Source organism: Billgrantia ethanolica (assembly GCF_021404305.1).
Lineage (GTDB): Bacteria > Pseudomonadota > Gammaproteobacteria > Pseudomonadales > Halomonadaceae > Halomonas > Halomonas ethanolica.
The window spans coordinates 1-3,200 of sequence record NZ_JABFTX010000009.1; the positions used below are offsets into that span (position 1 = coordinate 1).

Genomic DNA, 3,200 nt, shown 5'->3' on the forward strand with positions numbered 1-3,200 from the left:
TGGATATTTCCGCTCACTCCAACTCCTTCTTGGTTCTGCCTATCTCTAGGTGAAGAACCAAACTCTTTGCAGCTATTACTGATGCGGATAACAGTGGTATTTTCGATTTTCATCGTAATACTCCTCAGGTTACAGCCAACCGACATGGTTGACCGGCCAGACCGAGGTTTTCCACACGCGCAAAGAATTGAATGTTGGATGTGAGTTGATACTTAGCTTCTTGCCAGACAATAGTCGCATTACTTTGCTACGAGGATGCGCCTACGGTGCCCGCGTGACCGAGAGACCCCGGGAGGGCGGTCATGACTTCTCACCGCTATAGTAAGAAGTCGCTAGAGGCCCGCTCTAGCGTCGATTTCTTTGCTGCAGTAATAGCTGTTTCTTAAAGAGCGGAGAGGCTGTGTTCAGCCCCAACGCAACCGTAACAGTTGATACATACGCTTACAAGCATTCTCCTAATAAATAATTAGTCTAATAAGCCATTTTTTCATAACCAAATATCCAGATAGGTTGATGCTGACACCGAGGACCTTTGTACATTTTCATTTCTGTATCACCTTCATGAGCTAGCCATCATGGGCAACCTCTCCCGCTACCTAATCCTGCAATGGTGCAGACGCCTTTGACGGAAGGGCTGGTACAATGGTGGCCGCTTCTCTGTGTCTCGTAACGGATGGATCGAGTCTCACGCCGTCTGGCAGGCCAAGCTGATGTCTGGCCGCTGTCCTGTCATAGGAATGAATGAGGGGTAATGTGAACCCGGTTCACCTTGCTACCTGCTGCATGGGCGTCGAGCTATGGTGATTTCTGGTGTATGGGAGGAGGTAGGAAGGGTGGCGTATCCTGTTGATTGATCACGACCAAGATCTCAATCAACATGAGTGGATACGCCATGACCGATTCTACCCTCCGGGCTCTTTCACAACCAGAACCCCCGGTCACTGACCCGCTGCACGAGCTGCTTCGTCAAGGTGCCCGTGACCTGATCGCCAAGGCCGTCGAGGCTGAACTGGCCACCTTCCTGGCACAGTACGCCGACCAGCGGCTCGATGATGGGCGCCAAGCGGTGGTCCGCAACGGCTACCTGCCCGAGCGCACCGTCCAGACCGGGGTCGGGGATGTCAGCGTGCAGGTGCCCAAGGTGCGCGACCGTAGCGGTGGTGGCGCTCGCTTCAACAGCAGTCTGCTGCCGCCCTACCTGAAGCGGGCCCGCAGCATCGAGGAGCTGATCCCCTGGCTCTACCTGAAGGGGATCTCTACCGGCGACTACCAGGAGGCTTTGGCGGCGCTGCTCGGCGACCAGGCCAAGGGTCTGTCGGCCAACACCGTGTCACGGCTCAAGAAGCAGTGGGAAGACGAGCATACCGAGTGGAGGAAGCGGGACCTCGCCGACCGACACTACGTCTACTGGTGGGCCGACGGTGTGTATAGCAACGTCCGCATGGGTGACCGCCTGTGCCTGCTGGTGATCATTGGCGTCACCGAGCAGGGCCGCAAGGAGCTGGTGGCCGTCGAGGACGGCTTTCGCGAGTCGGCGGCCAGTTGGGAGACCTTGCTGACAGGGCTACGAGAGCGTGGCCTGGCCCAGGCTCCCAAGCTGGCAGTGGGTGACGGTGCCATGGGGTTCTGGGCAGCGCTGAGCAAGATTTACCCGGAAACCGACCATCAGCGCTGCTGGGTCCACAAGACGGCCAACGTGCTGAACAAGCTACCAAAATCGGTGCAGCCCAAAGTCAAGGCGGACCTCCATGACATCTGGATGGCCGAGACCCGCGACGAGGCACGCAGGGCCTTCGATCGCACGGTGAAGCGTTTCGAGGCCAAGTACCCCAAGGCGATGGGGTGCCTGGCCAAGGATCGGGACGAGCTGCTGGCGTTTTACGACTACCCGGCAGAGCACTGGGTGCATATCCGCACCACCAACCCGATCGAGTCGACCTTCGCCACGGTCCGCCTGAGGACCAAGCGGAGCCGGAACTGCGGCTCCCGGGCGACGACCTTGGCGATGGTCTTCAAGCTGCTCCAGAGCGCCCAAAAGCGATGGAGGAGGATCAAGCACTTCCAGAAGCTGGAACTGGTCGTCAGCAACGTCAAGTTCCAGGACGGGGAGCAAGTGGTTGATCAATCAGACAGGAATGCGGCCTGATCGCCATCCACCAGATTTGACGATAACTCCGGTTCACCCGCGCGATGGCCTGCATCAGGTTATGGCCCTTCATCGGCTTGTCGACATACATGGTATGACAACAGGGTGCATCGAAGCCGGTCAGCCACATGTCTCGCACTATCACCAGCTTGAGAGGATCGTCGGGATTCTTGAAACGTGCCTCCAGGCGTTTCTTGGTCTTCTTGTTATAGATATGCGGCTGTAATAGTGCCTTGTCGGCAGCGGAGCCGGTCATCACGATCTTGATCACGCCCTTTTCCGGATCGGGATCATGCCACTCAGGGCGCAGAGCGGTAATCTCGTTGTAGAGGTGAGCGCAAATCTCGCGGCTCATCGCTACGATCATTGCCTTTCCAGTGATGGTGGCATTGCGCGTCTCGAAATGCTCGATCAAATCGGCGGCCACCTGTTTGAGACGTGGCTTGGAACCAACCAGCTTTTCCAGGCGGCTCCACTCCCCCTTGGTGCGCTCGCGGTGGCCAATGTCTTCCTCGTCCTCAATGACCTCCTCGACCTGATCGGATAACTGTTCGATCTCGGCCTGGTTGATCTCGAGCTTGGCCAGCCGCGATTCATAGTAGATCGGCACCGTGGCGCCGTCTTCCACCGCATCCTGAATGTCGTAGATGGAAACGTAATCGCCGAAGACAGCGCGGGTATTCTTATCTTCACTATCAATCGGTGTACCGGTGAAGCCAATGAAACACGCGTTGGGGAGCGCATCGCGCATATGCTTGGCGTAGCCGAAGGTGTAGCGGCCACTTTGCTTGAGGTTGGCCTTCAAGCCATATTGGCTACGGTGGGCTTCGTCTGAGATCACCACAAGATTATGGCGATCATTGAGTACCGGGTGTTTTGACTCCCCTTCCAGCAGGGTGAACTTCTGAACCGTGGTAAAGATGATCCCGCCTGCCTCGCGTTCGGCAAGCAGGCCGCGCAGGGTATCGCGGTCGTCGGCCTGCCTCGGCTCCTGACGCAGTAGCTCGCGAGCAGCGCTGAAGGTAGCGAAGAGCTGGCCATCCAGGTCGTTGCG

At 57.4% G+C, this 3,200-nt stretch carries 2 protein-coding genes; one reads left to right on the plus strand and one right to left on the minus strand.

Features of this window, described 5'->3' with window-relative positions:
* Positions 1-892 precede the first annotated feature (892 nt).
* On the plus strand, positions 893-2,146 hold the full coding sequence (locus HOP53_RS21245) for an IS256 family transposase (RefSeq protein WP_234271858.1): 1,254 nt from the start codon (positions 893-895) through the stop codon (positions 2,144-2,146).
* Here the strand turns inward: HOP53_RS21245 and HOP53_RS21250 are convergent.
* A partial coding sequence (locus HOP53_RS21250) for a type I restriction endonuclease subunit R (RefSeq protein ID WP_234271859.1) occupies positions 2,091-3,200 on the minus strand: 1,110 nt, incomplete at its 5' end. The genes HOP53_RS21245 and HOP53_RS21250 overlap by 56 nt on opposite strands.